The sequence below is a fragment of the Betaproteobacteria bacterium genome (genome assembly GCA_016720925.1).
In the GTDB taxonomy this organism is placed as follows: Bacteria; Pseudomonadota; Gammaproteobacteria; order Burkholderiales; family Usitatibacteraceae; genus UKL13-2.
Genome location: JADKJR010000012.1, coordinates 32,853 through 51,250 on the forward strand (window position 1 = coordinate 32,853; position 18,398 = coordinate 51,250).

At 58.1% G+C, this 18,398-nt stretch carries 14 protein-coding genes and 3 pseudogenes; 13 read left to right on the forward strand and 4 right to left on the reverse strand.

The features are described from left to right. Positions 1-169: 169 nt before the first annotated feature. Entirely contained in the window at positions 170-973 is an 804-nt protein-coding gene (locus tag IPP88_16075) for an HAD-IIB family hydrolase (protein MBL0124169.1), read from the forward strand. Positions 974-1,018: 45 nt separating this feature from the next. Here IPP88_16075 and IPP88_16080 read toward each other — a convergent pair whose 3' ends face one another. Continuing rightward, on the reverse strand, positions 1,019-3,283 hold the full coding sequence (locus tag IPP88_16080) for a response regulator (GenBank protein ID MBL0124170.1): 2,265 nt from the start codon (positions 3,281-3,283) through the stop codon (positions 1,019-1,021). Between the two features lie 268 nt (positions 3,284-3,551). Here IPP88_16080 and IPP88_16085 point away from each other — a divergent pair, with 268 nt between their 5' ends. Genes IPP88_16085 through IPP88_16095 form a run of 3 tightly spaced genes read left to right on the forward strand, consistent with a single transcriptional unit; the run spans position 3,552 to position 6,153 of the window. Further along, positions 3,552-3,938, forward strand: a complete 387-nt coding sequence (locus IPP88_16085; GenBank protein ID MBL0124171.1) for a diacylglycerol kinase — start codon at positions 3,552-3,554, stop codon at positions 3,936-3,938. Between the two features lie 45 nt (positions 3,939-3,983). Then, positions 3,984-5,711 carry a urocanate hydratase gene (gene hutU / locus IPP88_16090; protein ID MBL0124172.1) on the forward strand — a complete coding sequence of 576 codons (1,728 nt, stop codon included), beginning with the start codon at positions 3,984-3,986 and terminating at the stop codon, positions 5,709-5,711. A gap of 1 nt (position 5,712) precedes the next feature. Continuing rightward, positions 5,713-6,153 carry a DUF4288 domain-containing protein gene (locus IPP88_16095; GenBank protein MBL0124173.1) on the forward strand — a complete coding sequence of 147 codons (441 nt, stop codon included), beginning with the start codon at positions 5,713-5,715 and terminating at the stop codon, positions 6,151-6,153. A 195-nt stretch (positions 6,154-6,348) separates the two neighbouring features. Here IPP88_16095 and IPP88_16100 read toward each other — a convergent pair whose 3' ends face one another. Next, entirely contained in the window at positions 6,349-8,040 is a 1,692-nt protein-coding gene (locus tag IPP88_16100) for an EAL domain-containing protein (protein ID MBL0124174.1), read from the reverse strand. A gap of 50 nt (positions 8,041-8,090) precedes the next feature. On the opposite strand from IPP88_16100, the gene IPP88_16105 reads away from it, so the two are divergent. The 3 genes from IPP88_16105 (at position 8,091) to miaA (ending at position 12,112) form a co-directional block, all read left to right on the forward strand. Next, on the forward strand, positions 8,091-8,294 hold the full coding sequence (locus IPP88_16105) for a hypothetical protein (protein ID MBL0124175.1): 204 nt from the start codon (positions 8,091-8,093) through the stop codon (positions 8,292-8,294). A gap of 1,035 nt (positions 8,295-9,329) precedes the next feature. Then, entirely contained in the window at positions 9,330-11,159 is a 1,830-nt protein-coding gene (gene mutL / locus IPP88_16110; protein ID MBL0124176.1) for a DNA mismatch repair endonuclease MutL, read from the forward strand. Beyond that, positions 11,159-12,112 (forward strand): tRNA (adenosine(37)-N6)-dimethylallyltransferase MiaA, encoded by a 954-nt coding sequence (gene miaA / locus IPP88_16115; GenBank protein ID MBL0124177.1) that lies wholly within the window; start codon positions 11,159-11,161, stop codon positions 12,110-12,112. Before mutL ends, miaA begins: the two co-directional genes overlap by 1 nt. Before the next feature lie 118 nt (positions 12,113-12,230). On the opposite strand, the gene IPP88_16120 is transcribed toward miaA, so the two are convergent. Then, positions 12,231-12,458 carry a dodecin domain-containing protein gene (locus IPP88_16120; protein MBL0124178.1) on the reverse strand — a complete coding sequence of 76 codons (228 nt, stop codon included), beginning with the start codon at positions 12,456-12,458 and terminating at the stop codon, positions 12,231-12,233. A gap of 75 nt (positions 12,459-12,533) precedes the next feature. Beyond that, positions 12,534-13,977, reverse strand: a pseudogene (locus tag IPP88_16125) (exodeoxyribonuclease VII large subunit). A 497-nt stretch (positions 13,978-14,474) separates the two neighbouring features. On the opposite strand from IPP88_16125, the pseudogene IPP88_16130 reads away from it, so the two are divergent. The 6 genes and pseudogenes from IPP88_16130 (at position 14,475) to adk (ending at position 18,279) form a co-directional block, all read left to right on the forward strand. Further along, a pseudogene (locus tag IPP88_16130) lies at positions 14,475-15,077 on the forward strand (MotA/TolQ/ExbB proton channel family protein). Continuing rightward, positions 15,077-15,505, forward strand: a complete 429-nt coding sequence (locus IPP88_16135; protein MBL0124179.1) for a biopolymer transporter ExbD — start codon at positions 15,077-15,079, stop codon at positions 15,503-15,505. Before IPP88_16130 ends, IPP88_16135 begins: the two are co-directional and overlap by 1 nt. Before the next feature lie 24 nt (positions 15,506-15,529). After that, complete coding sequence (locus IPP88_16140) at positions 15,530-16,591, forward strand: tetraacyldisaccharide 4'-kinase (GenBank protein MBL0124180.1); 1,062 nt, start codon at positions 15,530-15,532, stop codon at positions 16,589-16,591. Between the two features lie 2 nt (positions 16,592-16,593). Next, positions 16,594-16,782, forward strand: a complete 189-nt coding sequence (locus IPP88_16145; GenBank protein MBL0124181.1) for a Trm112 family protein — start codon at positions 16,594-16,596, stop codon at positions 16,780-16,782. Between the two features lie 3 nt (positions 16,783-16,785). Beyond that, positions 16,786-17,545 (forward strand): annotated as a pseudogene (kdsB, locus tag IPP88_16150) (3-deoxy-manno-octulosonate cytidylyltransferase). An 80-nt stretch (positions 17,546-17,625) separates the two neighbouring features. Then, a complete protein-coding gene (adk, locus tag IPP88_16155; GenBank protein ID MBL0124182.1) occupies positions 17,626-18,279 on the forward strand; it encodes an adenylate kinase in 654 nt (217 codons plus the stop codon). The last annotated feature ends 119 nt before the right edge of the window (positions 18,280-18,398 follow it).

Here is an 18,398-nt window from a genome sequence, read left to right on the forward strand (position 1 = left end):
AGACTTTTCGAGCATAAATGGCCTGGAAGCCGCGCCAGTGCTGGTGTTTCATGTATGCGACAAACAAAGAATGCTAACCACACGACAGAGACCGCGGAGAAATTCACACGGCCGCCTCCTTTTTCTCCGTGTTCTCTGTCGTCCCGGTGGTTCAGCGCATTTGTCTCCGATGAAATCGCTATCGGAATTTCCGGTCGCCGATCTGCGCCAGATTCGCGGCGTGCTGTTCGACATCGACGACACGCTCACCACTGACGGGCAACTCACGCCAGACGCCTACGCCGCGATGGCGTCGCTCAAGTCCGCCGGCTTCATCACCGTCCCCATCACCGGTCGACCCGCCGGCTGGTGCGACCACATCGCGCGCATGTGGCCGGTCGATGGGGTCGTCGGTGAGAACGGCGCGTTCTATTTCCATTTCGATTCCGTCGAAAAAAAGCTGAAACAGCGCTTCATCAAGGATGACGCCACCCGTCAGCGCGACCGCGAGCAACTCACTGCCGTCGCCACGCACATCCTGCAAGCCGTCCCCGGCACCGCGCTCGCCTCCGACCAGCGCTATCGCGAAGCCGACATCGCCATCGATTTTTGCGAGGACGTGCCGGCGTTGCCGCGCGCGGAAGTCGAGCGCATCAAGACGCTGATGGAATCGGCCGGGCTGACGGCGAAGATCAGCTCGATTCACGTCAATGGCTGGCTGGGCCGCTACGACAAACTCTCGACCACGCAGCTATTCATGAAGGAGCGTTTCGGCATCGACCTGGATGCGCACAAGAGCGAATTCGTGTTTGTGGGCGATTCGCCGAATGATGCGCCGATGTTTGGCTGGTTTCCGCACTCGGTTGGGGTGGCCAATGTTCGTGATTTTTTCGACTTGATGGCGTCCCGACCTGCTTATGTTACGGAGGCAAGCTGCGGCAAGGGATTTGCGGAGTTGGCAAGTCGTCTGATCGGCGGAAAAAGAACACGTTGATCAATGCCATGACTTGTTCATCGCGGTATTCGGTCGACCATCAGCCTACGCCGTCGCCTTCACCGGAATCAACCCCGCCACCTTCTGCAGCAACACCTCTTTCTCATACGGCTTCGTCAGCATCCCGCTGAACCCGAACTCGACCGCCGAGATATCCTCTTCCACCGCGAGCAGCACTGGAATCGATGTCGAGGTCAGCGCGAACTTTTCCTGCAGGCGGTCGGCAATGCCTTCGATGCCGAGTTCGGCAAAACCTTTCGCTGTCGGGTCGATGATCACCAGGTCGAACACGTCCTGGCTGAGCTCCGTGTAGGCCTCGTCGGCGGTATCGGTATGCACGACGCGGTAGTCTTTCTTCCGCAGCGCGCCGATGGCGACGATGGCGTGTTCGCGATTCGGGTCGACGATGAGCACGCTGCCGGCCTTGGCTTCACGCAGCGAGTGGCGCGTGATCAGTGTCGATGTGGCTTCGGCATCATCGTCCTGCGTGCCCATCACGGCCGAGATGGCCTCGTTGATCTGGTTGGCGGCAATCGGGTGGCGCAGGTAGGCGCTGATGCCATTCTCGCGGCAGGCGATGGCGTCGCCGGGCTTGCCGCCTTTTGCCAGCATCATCACTGCGGTCTGCTTCAGGCGCGCGGAATGCCTGATGCGAAATCCCAACAGAAAACCGTCCTGGATCGGCAGTTGATTCGAGGTAATCACCAGTGGAATCGGGCTGAATTCAAACGCCATGCGCGTGAGCAGCTGCAACGCGAAGCCTGCGTTGTCTGCTTCGCGCGGGTGCATGCGCCAACTGCGCGCGAGATCCGCCAACTCCTTGCGTTGCACCGGGTCCGCGCTGACGATCAATACCGGCAAACCGGTGAGCGTGACGAAGGTCGGGCGCGTACGCGGCTCCTTCACGGCGCGGTAAGGGAAAACGGCCGTGAACTGGTGAATGGTGGTTTCTTTCTTCTCGCGCACCTCGATCTTGCCCGCGCCCCCGCTCCCCATCGCGCGCACGATCTGTCGTGCCAGCGACAACTGCATCAGCGCGGTCGCCGACGTGTTCTTCTGGCGGGCGCCGCCTTTGGGGGGGATGGTCTCGACGCGAAAACTCAAGTGAATTTGATTCTCCGCCGAGTACTCGGGCTCCACGACCAGCGCCAGTTCACCGCCACCTTGCGCGCTCGACATGCCCGCCTCAAGCAGACTGCGCAGGACCAGCATCAAACGCGCACCGTCACCAATCAAGAGATCGGGAACATCCTGTTCGACGGCGAGGCGAAACGGGATGGATCGTTCCTCAACCATCGGCACGATGCTCTCCAGCATGTTCGCGATGCGGTCGCGCAAGTGAAATTCCATCGATTCCAGTTTGAGTTCGCCGCTTTCTATCTGCGGTAAATCCAGCAAGCCGGCAATTTCGGAGAAGGCCGATTGCGCGGCGGATTCTACGCGCCGGAAATTCTCAAGCACGGCCACCGGCAGATCCAGTTGTTCGGCGCGATGGATCGCGTTGCCCGCGCTTTCCAGTGCAATCGCCAGGCTGCGTGCAATCTTCTCGACCAGCTGCGATTTTGCCGCAATGGTGGCCGAGCCTGCTGGTGCGACCGCACTTGCTTCCAGCGCACGAAAAATATGCAGGCGGCCCGCAATGCCGTCCTCACCGGAGACGGGCATCGAGTGTTGCTTTGCCCGTTTGCCGCCGGCGAAAGTGAACTCGAAATCATCGTGCTGTTCCGAATCCAGCGGAAAATAAATCGGCGCGACTTTCTGCTCCGTGGCGTCGGAAGCTTGTGCAAAAAGTTCGCGGCAGGAAATACCCACCAGCGATTGCGGCGCGGCTTCCACGCGGAACAGTTCGCAGAATGCCACGTTGACCATTTCGATGGCGCCCTGGCCATTCTCCACTACGCACGCGTCGGAGACATTCTCAACCAGGTCCAGCAGGTGGGTGCCTTGCACGTTGGCCGCGGCTTCCTTGGCCTTGTCCATGCTGATGTCGCGAAACCAGCCGGCGACAGTGGCGACTTTGCTGCCCCCGCGCTGGCTGGACGCCAACTTCAATTCAACCGGCACCTGCGCGCTTTCTGTCGTCAATGTGACTTCGAGCAGGGCGGTCGCGGTCTTGCCCTCGAGAATTCGCGTCAGCGTTTGTTTGAAGCGCGAGCGATCTTCCGGTGCGAGGACGTCGGCGATCGCATAATCCGTCTCGCGTCCGACCCATCGCGCGAGCGCCGCCGTGGCGTAAACAACACGACCGTCCGCATCGATTTCGAATACGGGTTCGTCGAGGGCTTTGATGAGTTGTTCCTGGGTCGACACGATGCAATGTTGCCAATGGAGTGATAGCCGATTATAGCCTCCGGGGTTTACTGAACGGCCCGTCACTATTGTCAGACGGTAAACATTAAAAACCCTAGCGCTGGCGCGGCTCGCAGCGCGAAAATGTCCCGGGAGCCGCGCCAATGGGCGACCTTCGCGGCGGCGCGCGGGGACACACGCAAACGAAAATCCGCCGATGCCAAATCCATCGAATACACGGATGCTCGATACAATGAGTGGTGGCTGAACAAGATAACGGGAGCACAGTTTGAAAAGCACGCACAAGAGCAAAAGTGGTTTGCAGCGAATCTGGCGCGCGATGTTCTATTCCATGGCGGGATTTCGCGCGGCGCTCAAGAACGAACATGCCTTTCAGCAGGAAGTCTTTCTGTTCGTGGTGTTGCTGCCGCTCGCGCTGTGGCTGCCGTTGACGCCCCTGGAGCGCGTGATGCTGATTGTTTCGCTGTTGCAGGTATTGGCTGTGGAACTGCTCAATTCGGCCATCGAAGCAGTCGTTGATCGCGTCAGCCTGGAAGATCACGAACTATCGAAGCAGGCCAAGGATTTTGGCAGCGCGGCGGTATTTGTGAGTCTGACCATTGTGGTGGTCGCGTGGGCCCTGATTGCCGGCCCGGCGCTCGCGAAATTGATGTAGCCGCTGACGCGCAAAATTCCGGATCCGCGAAAGAAAGGAACAATCATGAACGATCTATCCGCCCCCAAACTTTCTCCCTTGGCAATCGACCCGCACCACGACGCGTCGCGCGTCATTCGCGCTCCGCGCGGCACGACGATCACCTGCAAGAACTGGTTGATCGAAGGCGCGTACCGGATGATTCAGAATAACCTTGACCCCGACGTGGCCGAACGTCCGCAGGATCTTGTCGTGTATGGCGGTATCGGTCGTGCGGCGCGAAACTGGGAATGTTTCGATGCCATTCTGGTGGCATTGAAAAAGCTCGAACCGGACGAAACGCTGCTGATTCAATCCGGCAAACCCGTTGGCGTATTCCGCACCCATGAAGATGCGCCGCGCGTGCTGCTGGCCAATTCAAATCTGGTGCCGCACTGGGCGACGTGGGCGCACTTTCACGAGCTCGACCGCAAGGGCCTGATGATGTTCGGGCAGATGACGGCGGGTTCGTGGATTTATATCGGTTCGCAGGGCATCGTGCAGGGCACGTACGAAACTTTCGTGGAAATCGGGCGCCAACATTTCGGTGGCAATCTGAAAGGCAAATGGATTCTCACGGCCGGCCTCGGTGGCATGGGCGGCGCGCAGCCGCTGGCCGCGACCATGGCGGGCGCCTCGATGTTGGCGGTGGAGTGCGATGAGACACGCATCGATTTCCGTTTGCGTACACGTTACGTCGATGCCAAGGCGCGATCACTCGACGAGGCATTGCACATCATCGATGTCGCGCATCAGAAGGGCCAGGCGATTTCGGTAGCCTTGCTCGGCAATGCCGCGGATGTGTTTCCTGAAATCGCCAGGCGCGTGAAAGCCGGCGATGCCAGGGCCCGGCCGGATGTGGTGACTGATCAAACCTCGGCACACGATCCGCTCAACGGATATTTGCCACAGGGCTGGACCATGGAAAAGGCGGCATCATTGCGCGTGAGCGACCCCGATGCTGTGATCCGCGCCGCTCGCCGCTCGATGGTGGGCCACGTGCAAGCCATGCTCGCGATGCATCACGCCGGCATCCCCACGCTCGACTATGGCAACAATATTCGCCAGGTTGCCATGGAAGAGGGCGTTGCCAACGCCTTCGATTTTCCCGGCTTCGTCCCGGCCTATATCCGCCCGCTGTTCTGTCGCGGCGTCGGCCCGTTTCGCTGGGTGGCGCTGTCGGGTGACCCCGAGGATATTTACAAGACCGATGCCAAGGTCAAAGAACTGATCCCCGATGACAAACACTTGCACAACTGGCTGGACATGGCACAGCAGCGCATCGCGTTTCAGGGTCTGCCGGCGCGCATCTGCTGGGTGGGATTGGGGCAGCGGCATCGGCTGGGGCTGGCGTTTAATGAAATGGTGAAGTCGGGCGAATTGAAGGCGCCCATTGTCATTGGGCGTGATCATCTCGATTCGGGATCGGTGGCGTCACCCAATCGCGAAACCGAAGCAATGAAGGATGGATCGGATGCGGTGTCGGATTGGCCGCTACTGAATGCGCTACTCAATACCGCGAGCGGGGCGACATGGGTGTCGTTCCATCACGGTGGCGGCGTGGGGATGGGGTTCTCGCAGCATGCGGGGGTGGTGATTGTTTGCGATGGCACCGACGCGGCGGCGAAACGCATTGAGCGGGTGTTGTGGAATGATCCGGGGACCGGCGTGATGCGGCATGCGGATGCGGGGTATGAGGAGGCTCAGGTTTGTGCGAGGGAGATGGGGTTGATGTTGCCGATGGAGATTCGCTGATATGGGCTACCTGCCGAAGGACGCGCGCTGGTTCATTGCGGAGCTCGTAATAAAAATTGAAGTCGAGGGAGAGCCACGGAATGTAGTTCACGTAAATTCGGTTTTGGTCAACGCCGATTCGGCGGAACATGCATATGAACGTGCGATTGAGCTTGGTGTTGCGTACGAATCGACCGATGAGAATGAGGCGGGAAAAGCAATCCAAACGTCCTTCGTCGGGCTTAGCGATCTTTACGTGATGTACGATGAACCTGCACACGGTGCGGAGATATTTTATGAAGAGAGAATTGGTGTTGAACAAGAAGAGCTGAAAACACTCGTAAGAAATAAGGCGGTATTGACTGTGTTTACGCCATGGGAGCCGCCATTAGCCGACAAACCGGACTACGCGATTGGACGGATCGTGCGCGACATGCGTGAGGACTTGAAAAGCAAGTCTTAGTGCAGCGCTTCAACTAAGCGATGAGTGGGCCGGCATCGGTATTGGCCCGCGCAGATGCCGGCGTGACTTGCGGGAAACTTGGATTCCCGTCTTCACGGGAATGACAGATTGGTGAGAAGGGCAAACTCAAGCACTGGAGCGGATTCCAGGCCGAAAAGCCGCCAAACACCTCGCCAAATGGCGTTCTACGCAAAATTACGCAGGTAAAGTCGCCACCCGTTGCGACTTCAGCAGCGCCGTCGTCTCCGTCGTCGTCAACGGCTTGGCGTACAGGTAACCTTGATAAGCATCGCAAGCATTGGTGCGCAGAAAATCAAGTTGCGCCTGCGTTTCCACGCCTTCGGCGACCACGCGCAAATGCAGGCGTTTGGCCATGGCGATGATGGCTTCGGTGATCGAGCAGCTGTTGGGGTCGTCGGGAATCTGCGAAATGAAGCTGCGATCGATCTTGAGTGTTTGCGCGGGCAGGCGGCTCAGTTGGCCGAGTGACGAATAGCCGACGCCGAAATCATCGATGGAAATCGTCGCGCCGATACGTCGCAGTTCGGTGAGGATTTCGATTGACTGCTCGAGGTTTCGCATCGCCACCGTTTCGGTGATTTCCAGGTCGATGCGCCGGGCATCGATGCCGGTTTCCAGCAGCGCGGATTTCATCGATGGCAGCAGTTTGCGCGAAATGAACTGGCGCGGCGAAAGATTCACCGATATGGTCAGGTCCTTGTAGCCTTCATAGTCCCAAAGCTTGATCTGCTGGCAGGCGGTGCGGAATACCCATTCGCCGAGCGGAACGATGAGGCCCAGTTCTTCGGCGATGGAAATGAAATCCTTCGGATAGATCTCACCCTGTTGCGGATCGTTCCAGCGCAGCAACGCTTCGACGCCGATGATGCGCCCGCTTTGGACGTCAACTTGCGGCTGGTATCGCAGGAAAAATTCGCTGCGCTCGATGCCTCGGCGCAAGCGTGATTCCACTTCGAGGCGTTTAGAGAGCAGGAAATTCAGATCGCTGGTGAAGAAGCGCGCCGTATTGCGGCCGGCGTCCTTGGCCTGATACATCGCCGAATCGGCGTGCTTGAGGAGATGTTGAATGTCGGTCGCGTCGTTCGGATAGTGCGAAATGCCGATGGATGCGGTGACAGTCAGTTCGTGCCCCGAAACATCGATCGATTGGGATAGCTCATGGAGTATCTTGTTGGCGACCAGTTGCGCGGATTCCGGTTTCTCCAGATCCGGCAGGATGATGACAAATTCGTCGCCGCCTTCACGCGATACCGTGTCACCTTCGCGCACCACTTTCATCAGGCGCTTGGCGATATCGCGCAGCACATAATCGCCGGCCTCGTGTCCGAGCGTGTCGTTGACCAGCTTGAAGCGATCCAGATCGAGGAACAGCAGCGCGACATGGGTCTGGTTGCGCCGCGCCTGCAGGATGGCCTGGTTGAGGCGATCCTGCATCAGGCGGCGATTGGGCAGGCCGGTCAGCGCGTCGTGGTGCGCCATGTAATGAATGGTGCGCTCGGTATTGAGCCGCTCGGTGATGTCCTGCACCAGCGAGGCCACACCGATGACTTTCTGATCGTTATCCACCAATGGTGTGTTGTACCACTCGGTGTGAATGATTTCGCCGCGCTTGGTTTTGTTCGCCAGCGTGACGCGCGTCGAGCTGCGCGATTGCTGCAATTCCATCCACATGGCGGCCATGCGTTCGCTGTCCTGCACGCCTTCGACGAGCATGTAGCCGGATTCGCCGATGGCTTCCGCAGCCGCATAGCCGAAAATGCCGTCAGCGGCCGGGTTCCAGGTGGTAATGCGAAATGCCGGATCCCATTCGATGACGCCGAGCGGTGTGCGTTCCAGATGCAGGCGAAGGCGCTGCAGCGCCAGCAATTCCGCGCGTTCCGCCTTGCGGCGTTCGGTTGTTTCAACGTAAGCGCGTGATGGGCCTTTTCGACACGCAGCTTTTCTTCTTCCAATCGCATCGCGATGAGCAAATTGTCGAAGCGCGCGGTCAGCGAGTCCATCAGCGCCTTGTGTACCTTGCTGTGCACGGCGACCAACAGGCCCGCGAACATGATAATCGACGCGCCAACGGCGGAACTGGACCGGTCGCCAAAGCCAAAGTTCATCACGCCCATGGGTAATAGGGACGCCATGGCGGTGTAGAAAAATAGCGTCCTGTGCGGTGAGTAATAGGCGACGGAGCCTAACGTAAGCAACGCCACAAGCATCATTACCGGCATTTGGGTCGGGCCGGATTTGGGCAGCAATAGCGAGCCCATTACGCCCCACAGGAGGCCAATCACAATGCTGCCGATGAAAATGCGTCGCTCCCAGACGGGCAACTTTTCCGGACGCGGATTGGCCCGGATAAACCATTTGTAGTTGCCGTAGCGCAGGATCATCACCACAAACATCGCGGTAAACCAGGCGAACAATTCAGGTCGCGTGCCGAGCGTGTCCCACAAAATGACGCCCAGCAAGAACGTGACAATCAATTCCGCCAGGTAGCCCACCAGCGAAAAGCGGTAAAGCAGCCGAACCTGCTCTGAATAAATATGCTTACCAACAAAGGCGCGATCTTGCGCGGCAACGGGAGCGGCCAGCGAGAAGGTGTCCGCATCGAGTGCCAGCACGGATGGCCGGGACGCGATGAATTCGGACGTTAAGTCGGGCGATTCAGATTCAGATAGGGGTTTGCTGCTCACGCAAAAATCTCACTATGACTGCAACGGACCACACACAAATTCTCGGGTTAGTCACACGCGATGCCTGACGCAATCCCACAGTCTTCAAATGACCGCACTGAATGCCACCGAACAAAAAACGCGACGACGTACCGACCCCTTACCGAATGAAGCGCAGAAAGCTTGATGTCCCGCCCACGTCAAGCTATCCATTTTCTACATTTTCATTGTATCTATTTGTTTTTGTTTCACTAACCTTAGACACAACCAGCGGTTTCGTCAAGTAATGTAATCGGCCTCTCATCTTGCCACAACGATTCGCCACCGGGCCAGGCAGTACAAGTGCAACGACGGCGGTTTATCCCGGTGCTGCGCGCCGGGCAATTTTCAACTGGCGTGGTCGCATCTTGAGCCGGCAGGCTAGAATTCCAACCTTGACTGACCGTCATGAATTGTATCTTGCCTTCACGTCTTTGCCGGCATCAAGGCCCAATGTCCACTCATTCCGCCATCAGAATTCTCCCTGAGCAGCTGACCAACCAAATCGCCGCGGGCGAGGTGGTGGAGCGTCCGGCTGCGGCCGTCAAAGAGCTGCTGGAAAACAGTCTTGATGCAGGCGCGCTGCGGATCGATATTGACCTGGCACAGGGCGGAATCAAGCGCATTCGCGTGGCCGACAATGGCGCAGGCATCGCCGCCGATGAGTTACCGTTGGCACTGGCACGCCATGCAACGAGCAAAATTCGAACACTCGATGATCTTGAGCGCGTGGCCAGCCTCGGCTTTCGTGGCGAAGCGCTGGCGAGCCTGGCGGCCGTGTCGCGTCTGTCAATTGCCACGCGCCAGTCGATTGCGCCGCACGGCACCCGCATTGAGGCGGTGGGCGGTGCGCTATCCGCGATGGAGCCGACCGCGCTTGAAAGCGGCACGGTGGTGACCGCCGAGGATCTGTTTTTCAACACCCCCGCGCGCCGAAAATTCCTGAAAACCGATAGCACGGAATTTGGCCACTGCGAGGACGCAGCATTACGCATTGCCATGGCCGTGCCGCACGTGGCCTTGACGCTGACGCATAACGGACGCCGCCTCTGGCAGTTCGACGCCGGAGAGGCGCGCGCGCGGGTCATTGCCATTCTGGGTGAAGAGTTCATCGGGGCCAGCACCGGCATTGATGTAAGCGTGCCCGCCTTTGGAATTTCCGGCTGGGCGGGATTGCCGCGCTATTCGCGTGCCGGGCGCGATCAGCAATACCTGTTTGTGAATGGCCGCTTTGTTCGCGACAAGTTGCTGAATCACGCGATTCGGGAAGCGTATGCCGACGTACTGCACGGTCACCGTCACCCGGCCTATGCACTATTCATTTCGCTCGACCCGACCATGGTCGATGTGAATGTGCATCCGGCCAAGGCCGAGGTGCGTTTTCGCGATTCACGCGCGGTGCATCAATTTGTATTCCACGCCCTCAATAAGGCGCTTTCCCAACCCGCCACGGCGGCGGCCACACCCGCCGCGAATCCATTTGATTGGGTGAGTGGCAATGCGGCGGTGGAAAATCGGTCGCAGGCATCGCGTGCCGCGCCGGCATCTGGCGCATGGCAGGGTGCGCGCCAAGCGACCTTTGGCGCGTTGGCGGCAAATGAACCGCATGCTTTCTATGAACGTCTGCGCGGCACCGATACCGAAAGCGCTGGCGGCACGATTACGTCGTCTGAACGCGAGGTTTCGGCCCGCACGGATATTCCACCGCTGGGATTCGCCCTGGCGCAGTTGCATGGCGTCTACGTTCTTGCGCAGAATACGAACGGCTTGGTGCTGGTGGACATGCACGCCGCGCACGAGCGCATCGTCTACGAAAAGCTGAAATCAGCGCTCGATTTGAATCAGCTCGCTTCGCAACCGCTAATTTCACCGATTCCGGTACCGCTCGGCGAGCGTGACATGGCGCTGGTGGAAGCACACCTTGAGTTCTTTGCGCGATTGGGATTTGATCTGGCGCCACTTTCGACTCGCGAAATAGCCATTCGCGCGGTGCCGGCCATGTTGCCGAGTCTCGATGCGCCCGCGATGCTGCGGGAACTGTTAAGCGACCTTGCCGAACACGGTGCATCGCGGGCGCTCACTGAAAGACGCGACGAAATACTCGGCACCATGGCCTGTCATGGCGCCGTGCGCGCCAATCGTATGCTGACGGTTCCGGAAATGAATGCGCTCTTGCGTCAGATGGAGGAAACCGAGCGTTCGGGCCAGTGCAATCATGGTCGTCCGACCTGGTATCAGTTTTCGGTGGCGGATCTGGACAAGTTGTTCATGCGTGGTCGCTGATGCCGACGGCGCCGATGAGCGGCCCGCCGGCGATCCTGTTGCTCGGGCCTACTGCCGCCGGGAAGACCGCGCTGGCAATGCATCTGGCGGATCGTTTTCCGGTGGAAATTATCAGCGTTGATTCCGCGCTGGTCTATCGCGGCATGGATATTGGCACCGCGAAACCGGATGCCGCTACACGCCAGCGTTATCCTCATCACCTGGTCGACTTGATTGACCCGACCGACTCGTATTCGGCGGCGCGGTTTTGCGCTGATGCAAAGGTGGCGATGACCCAGATCGTGGCTCGCGGCAAGGTACCGCTTCTGGTCGGCGGTACCATGTTGTATGCGCGGGCGCTACTTGGCGGGCTCAGTGATTTACCTGAGGCAAATGCCAGCGTGCGCGCGGAACTTGAATCGCGGGCTCTGAAGGTCGGTTGGCCGGCGATGCACCAGGAGCTTTTGCGTGTCGATCCACAAACTGCGCAGAGGCTGAAGCCTGCGGACTCGCAAAGAATTCAGCGCGCTCTCGAGGTATTCATGATCACTGGCAGGCCAATTTCGGAACTCCAGATCCGCGCCGCCCAGCCGACACGCTTTGCGTATCGCACACTGATAATCGGCCTGATACCGGGCGATCGTGCGGTGTTGCACCAGCGCATCGCCGATCGCTTTGATGCGATGCTTGCCGAGGGGATCGTCGACGAATTGCGAACACTGCGTGACCGCTATCCGTTGTCGGCGGACATGCCCTCCATGCGTTGCGTCGGTTATCGTCAGGCGTGGGAATTCATCGATGGCAATGTCGACGCGAAATCGCTCCGGGAAAAGGGCATCGCGGCAACGCGTCAACTTGCCAAGCGGCAGATGACATGGCTGCGTTCGATGCGGGACGTTCAGAATGTCGATTGCCTGCACCGCGAACTGACAGGCGTTGTCAGCGAGTGTTGCCTGGAATTCCTGAGTAATTGACGACTCGCCGGGCACCAAAATGGCGCACCGGATGGTGTCGCGCGCGGATGCCAATTTCGGTTGGCGCGGAAACGTGCACCCGCGCGATTGCATTTCGACGAACTAATGCGGCGAACTACTACTCGCCGTGATATTTGAAAGAAAGTTTCATTTTGGCGCGAAATTGAATTTCGCCGGTCTTGCCAACCTTGACATCCAGTTTGGACACTTCCGCGACGCGAATATCGCGCAGTGATTTGGATGCGCTCTTGATCGCGTTGCGGGCCGCGTCTGCCCATGAATCGCTGCTGGTGCCGACGAGTTCGATCACCTTATAGACTGACGAACCTTTTTCTTTCTTGGCCATGTTGTCCTCTTGATTGTTTGCGTTATTCGGACAATCAAATTTACGCCTCGATCGCGCAACTGGCAAGCGGTGCCGTCATTTCCGGGGCGATGACTTTCCGGTTTCAGTTTGCGTGCCGGTGGGCGCGGAGGTGACAGATGCCTCCAGCGTTCCATGCGCGAGGCGAATATTCAGCAGATCCCCGGTCGCTACGCGGCCCGCGTCGCGTAGCACCATGCCCTGATGTTCGACGATGCTATAACCGCGTTCAAGCACGCGTGCCGGATCCAGAAACATCAATGCCTGGTGCGCTGCAACGAATTGCGATCGTATGGAGGCCATTATCGTGGTTCTCACCTGGGTAATTTGTCTTTGCCTTTGTTCGAGGTTGGTTCGCAAACGCCTGATATCAATAACGTTGGCCACAAAGCGCTGACGCAGGATTGCCCGTTGAAATTGGGATGATTCAAGTTGCGTGCGGACGGCACTCCGGGTGCGCGCCGCAATCAGCGCCAGGCGATCATGTTCGCGATGCAAACGCTCGACAGGGGAAATCAGGTTGCGCGCCGCACGATCAAGGCGCTGGCCGGCCGCATCAAGCAAACGGCGCAACGTGCGAGCAAGCGCGACCCGCATGGCGATGGCTTGTGTTCGTAGCTCGACGACATCCGGCGAAACGAGTTCGGCAGCCGCGGTCGGCGTGGGAGCGCGCTGATCCGCGACAAAATCGCAAATCGTGAAATCTGTTTCATGTCCGACACCGGAGACCACGGGAACTCCCCCGTCGTCCTGCAAACGCACGATGGCTCGCGCGACTATTTCCTCATTGAAAGACCAAAGGTCCTCAATGCTTCCACCGCCGCGACAAATAATCAGCGCCTCAATTCTGTCGACGCTCAACCGTGTTCGCACGCTATCGATGGCTGCCGCGATTTCCTGGGCAGATTGTGTTCCCTGCACCGAAGCCGGATAAACGATCACCTGAATCATTGGTGCGCGTCGTTGCAAGGTAGTCAGCACATCACGCAGCGCGGCAGCCTTCAGCGAGGTGACAATGCCCAGCACACGCGGAAACGACGGTAGCGGAAGCTTGCGTTCCATGCCGAAAAGTCCTTCGGCCTGTAGCCGGGCCTTCAGCTGTTCGAAGGCTTCATACAAAGCGCCAAGCCCGGCGCGACGCATGTTTTCCACGCCGAGCTGGAATTCACCTCGCGGCTCATATAGCGAAGGCAGGGCGCGAACTTCCACTTGCATGCCGTTCTCCGGCGTGAATCCGATCGCGGCCGCGCGATTGCGGAACATCACGCAGCGCACTTGTGCGGCGGCATCCTTGAGCGAAAAATACCAATGGCCGCTGGCCGCCCGCATCACATTCGACAATTCCCCCTGATACCCAAAGCAATTCCAGGCTGGCCTCAAGCATATGACGCACCCGCCGGTTTAACTCGGAAACGGCGATCACATTGCGTTGGCGTCCCGCTGTGGCGGCGGGTGCTTGAAACAACGGATAGTCGGCGTCGGAGTCAGGGACAGAAGGCATACGCGATGGTATCACTCGCGCAGTCGATATGAATTGGATAGTGAGCACTTCGGAATTCGGCTGTATCGAAAAACAATCTTGGACGCGACATTGCCAATCGACAGGCTGGAACTCTTTAAGTGTTTGAAAAATATATATATTTCGGGAGTGCAAAATTTAGGCGAAGAAGAAAAAACCGTTACAGTTTCAAGACTTAGGTGATCTGCACCGATGCAATGCACAGAGTTATCCACAGCCACTGTGGATGAATTCTCCGCAATGAGCGTACGCAATTGCTGAGCTTTGTCAGCATTAGTATTTACCAGCCGCGGGCTCGGAATTTGCGTCAACAATTGACGACAAATATTTGTCTCCATTGGAAAAGTTCAGCTTTTCTCGGGGATTTTTTTCGGGGCCAAATTGCATTCGCTACTTGTGAAGGCGGCACGGGTTACGCTAAAGTGCGTGCACTGTTTCCAGCTTTGCGCAGTTACATCCTTTACAAATGGAGTCCGAATTTGCTCACTCTCATTCAAGCGGCCGGTTGGCCCATATGGTTCATTCTTCTGTGTTCGGTTATCTGCGTGGCAATTATTGGCGAACGATTCTGGACGTTGCGCCGTTCCGTTGTCCTGCCCCCGACCTTGTTTCAGGATACCGTGCAGGCTTTTCGCACGCAGGGTCCAAGTGCGGATCTGATTGCCAAACTGAATGAGAATTCTTTTTTGGGGCGCGTATTCGCCTCTGGCCTCGCGAACGTCAAAAGCCCGCGTGAAGTGATGAAAGAATCCATGGAGTAAGCGGGTCGTGCGGTGCTTGTCGATATGGAACGATTCCTGAACGGCCTGGGCACGATTGCGACGGTCTCTCCACTGCTTGGCCTGTTCGGAACCGTGATTGGCATGATCGATATCTTCGGTTCCTCCGGTGCGCAATCACAGAACCCGGGCCAGCTCGCACACGGCATCTCGGTCGCCCTTTACAATACCGCCGGCGGCATCGCCGTGGCGATACCGGCGCTGATTTTTTATCGTCACTTTCGCAGCAAGGTCGATGTAATGGTCGTGGACATGGAGCAGCAGGGCATTCGCCTGGTTGAAACGCTGCACGGTGAGCGATAGTGAACTTCAAGAAAGGCCGTAGCCGCGAAGAGCCGGAAATCAACTTCATTCCGTTGATTGACCTGCTGCTTGTCATCCTGATTTTCCTGATGGTGACGACGACCTATTCGAAATATGCGGAGTTGCAGATCAATTTGCCCGAGGCGTCGGCGGAAAAGGTTCCAGATCGGCCGCAGGTGATCAATATCGGCGTTGATGCCAACGGTAAGTATTCGGTAAATGGCAATGCGACTCCGTTCGCGGGCGTGGATGCATTCGCCAACATACTCAGGGACACCGCCGCCACCGGCAATATGAAAGACCCGGTTATCGCCATTGGAGCTGACGCGGGAGCGACCCATCAGGCCGTGGTCAACGTCATGGAAGCGTCGCGGTTGGTGGGCTTCACCAAGATTTCCTTTACCACTCAGGGCAAGCCCGGCAAGTAGTTTCCGCTGCATCCATTCCATCCCATGGAAGCGTGGCTCCTTCGCGAGTGGCAACGCCAGAGTCCCTGGCAAATATTGCTGCGTCCGATGTCGTGGATTTTTGCCGTGCTGGTTGGTGTGCGAAGCGGACTCTATCGCGCGGGGCTTCTGAAAAATGCGCGCATCACAGTCCCCGTTATTGTTGTCGGCAACATTTCTGTTGGCGGCACCGGCAAGACGCCGGTGGTGCTGGCGATTGCGCAGATACTTGCGCGGTCTGGTCACCGTTGCGGGCTCATTTCTCGCGGCTATTCGCGGCGCGTCGCCGCGGATGTCAGGCACGCGCACGCCGCGAATGTGATTGAGGTCGTTGCCGATAATGCGGGATCCGCCCTGATAAGCGATGAAGCGCAGCTACTGGCGCGGCGTTCCGGCGCACCCGTCTACATTTCGGCTGATCGCGCCAACGCGGCGCAATCATTGCTGCGTGACCATCCTGACGTCGACGTACTTGTTTGCGATGACGGTCTTCAGCACTATGCCCTGCGACGCGATATCGAGATCTGCGTGATTGATGCCACACGCGGCTTTGGCAATGGCGCAATGCTGCCGGCCGGACCGCTGCGCGAACCGACGACGCGGCTGGCGCGGGTCGATGCCATCATCGTCAATGGTATTGCCGCGCTGGAGCAATTTAGTCTCGACGATCTGGCACCCGACGTCCCCGCTTTCCAAATGAAGCTCGGTAGTGAGTGGCTGGTGCATGTACGTGACGGCACTGTCATTTCGATTGAACAAGGACTCGCCGAATTTTCCACCAAGCGCATTCTTGCCTGCGCGGGCACTGGAAATCCTGCGCGCTTTTTTTCGCATCTGGGGGACCTCGGATTCAACGCGGTCGAAACCCGCGCCTTTGGAGATCATCACCCGTTTGTCGAATCTGATTTTGCCCGGCAGAATGCCGAGATAATCGTGATGACGGAGAAGGACGCGGTAAAATGTGGTGCATTCGCCGATGACCGTATGTGGTTCATGCGTGTGGACGCGATCCTTCCCGAGGCGTTTGCTGAATTTGTCATCAAACGATTGTCTGAACTGAAAAAATAGCCATGTCACTTGATCCCAAGCTGCTTGAAATCCTGGTTTGTCCCGTCACCAAGGGGCCGCTGACCATGTCGCCCGACAAGACCGAACTGTTCTCTTTTTCCGCGCGGCTTGCTTATCCGATTCGCGATGGAATTCCGGTGATGCTGGCCGATGAAGCACGAGAATTGCGGGTCGATGAAGTGCGTGGCTGATTGATGTCAGGCAGTTTCATTGCGGTCATTCCCGCGCGGTTCGCGAGTACGCGCCTGCCCGGCAAGCCATTGGCCGACATCGCCGGCAAGCCCATGGTGGTGCGGGTCGCCGAACAGGCTGCAAAGAGCGGCGCACAGCAGGTGCTGATCGCCACGGATCATTCCGACGTGAAACGGGTGGTGGAGCAACATGGCTGGCGTGCATTGATGACGCGCGCCGACCATTTGACGGGCACGGACCGGTTGGCGGAGATCGTCGCACAATTGCAGCTCGGTCACGATGCCGTCGTGGTGAACGTGCAAGGTGATGAACCGCTGGTCGATCCCAACCTGATTCGTGCCGTGGCGGATGCGCTCGGCGAGAATCCGGAGGCCGCGATTGCGACCGCCGCGCACCCGATCAACGACGCACGCGAATTTTTCAACCCCAATGGTGAAAGTGGTCTGTGACGGCAAGGGTTTCGCGCAATATTTCAGTCGTGCGCCCATTCCCTACGCGCGCGACGCGTTTGCATATGACAAGTTGGCGCTGCCGCAAGACTTTCCAGCCCTTCGCCATATTGGCATCTACGGCTATCGGGCCAGCTTCCTGAGGCAATATGCCGCCTTGACGCCCGCGCCGGCCGAGCAATTCGAGGCGCTTGAACAACTGCGTGCCCTCTATCACGGCTACCGAATTGTCGTGACTGTGTGGCATGATGCGTTGCCGCCAGGCGTCGATACGCCTGATGATCTCGAAAGAGTGCGCGCATTGTTCTCCTGACTCGGCGCAATAACCCGGCAAAGCGTGGGCCGATTACCGGTAAAATGGCGCATTCTTAAGAAAACAGGCGAGTGCCGACGATGCGATTGATTTTATTGGGCGGGCCCGGGGCGGGCAAGGGCACTCAGGCGACGTACATCACGGAAAAATTCGGCATTCCGCAAATATCGACCGGTGACATGCTGCGGACGCATGTGAAAAATGCAACCGCACTCGGCGTCGCGGCCAAGAAGATCATGGACTCCGGCAGGCTCATATCGGACGACATTATTATCGGCATGGTCAAGGAGCGCATCAATGAGCCGGATTGCGCAAAGGGCTTTCTGTTCGATGGCGTCCCGCGCACCATCCCGCAAGCCGATGCCATGAAGCAAGCCAGCATTAAAATCGACTACGTGGTCGAGATCGCGGTCGAGGACGCCGAAATCATCGAGCGCATGGCCGGCCGCCGCGCGCATTTGCCATCGGGGCGCACTTATCACATCAAATTCAATCCGCCAAAGGTCGCAGGGAAGGATGACGTGACCGGCGAGGACCTGGTTCAGCGCGAGGACGACAGTGAAGAAACGGTGAAAAAACGCTTGACGATTTATCACGAGCAGACCGAACCCCTGGTTGCGTACTATCGTAAATTGGCGGCAGGTGGTGAGTCCGACGCGCCAAAATATGTCAAGATTCCGGGCGCAGGCAAGGTTGAGGAAATTCGCGACAGAATTTTTGCCGCGCTCAAATAGGCAGGTTCAAATAGGTCGGTTCAATTAGCGGGAACTGCCATTGGCAGTGAGAACATGCGGCTTACAAAATGGTCCCTTGCGTTGCGCTGAGTTCCCCTTGTCAAGATCTTCTCTGGAGT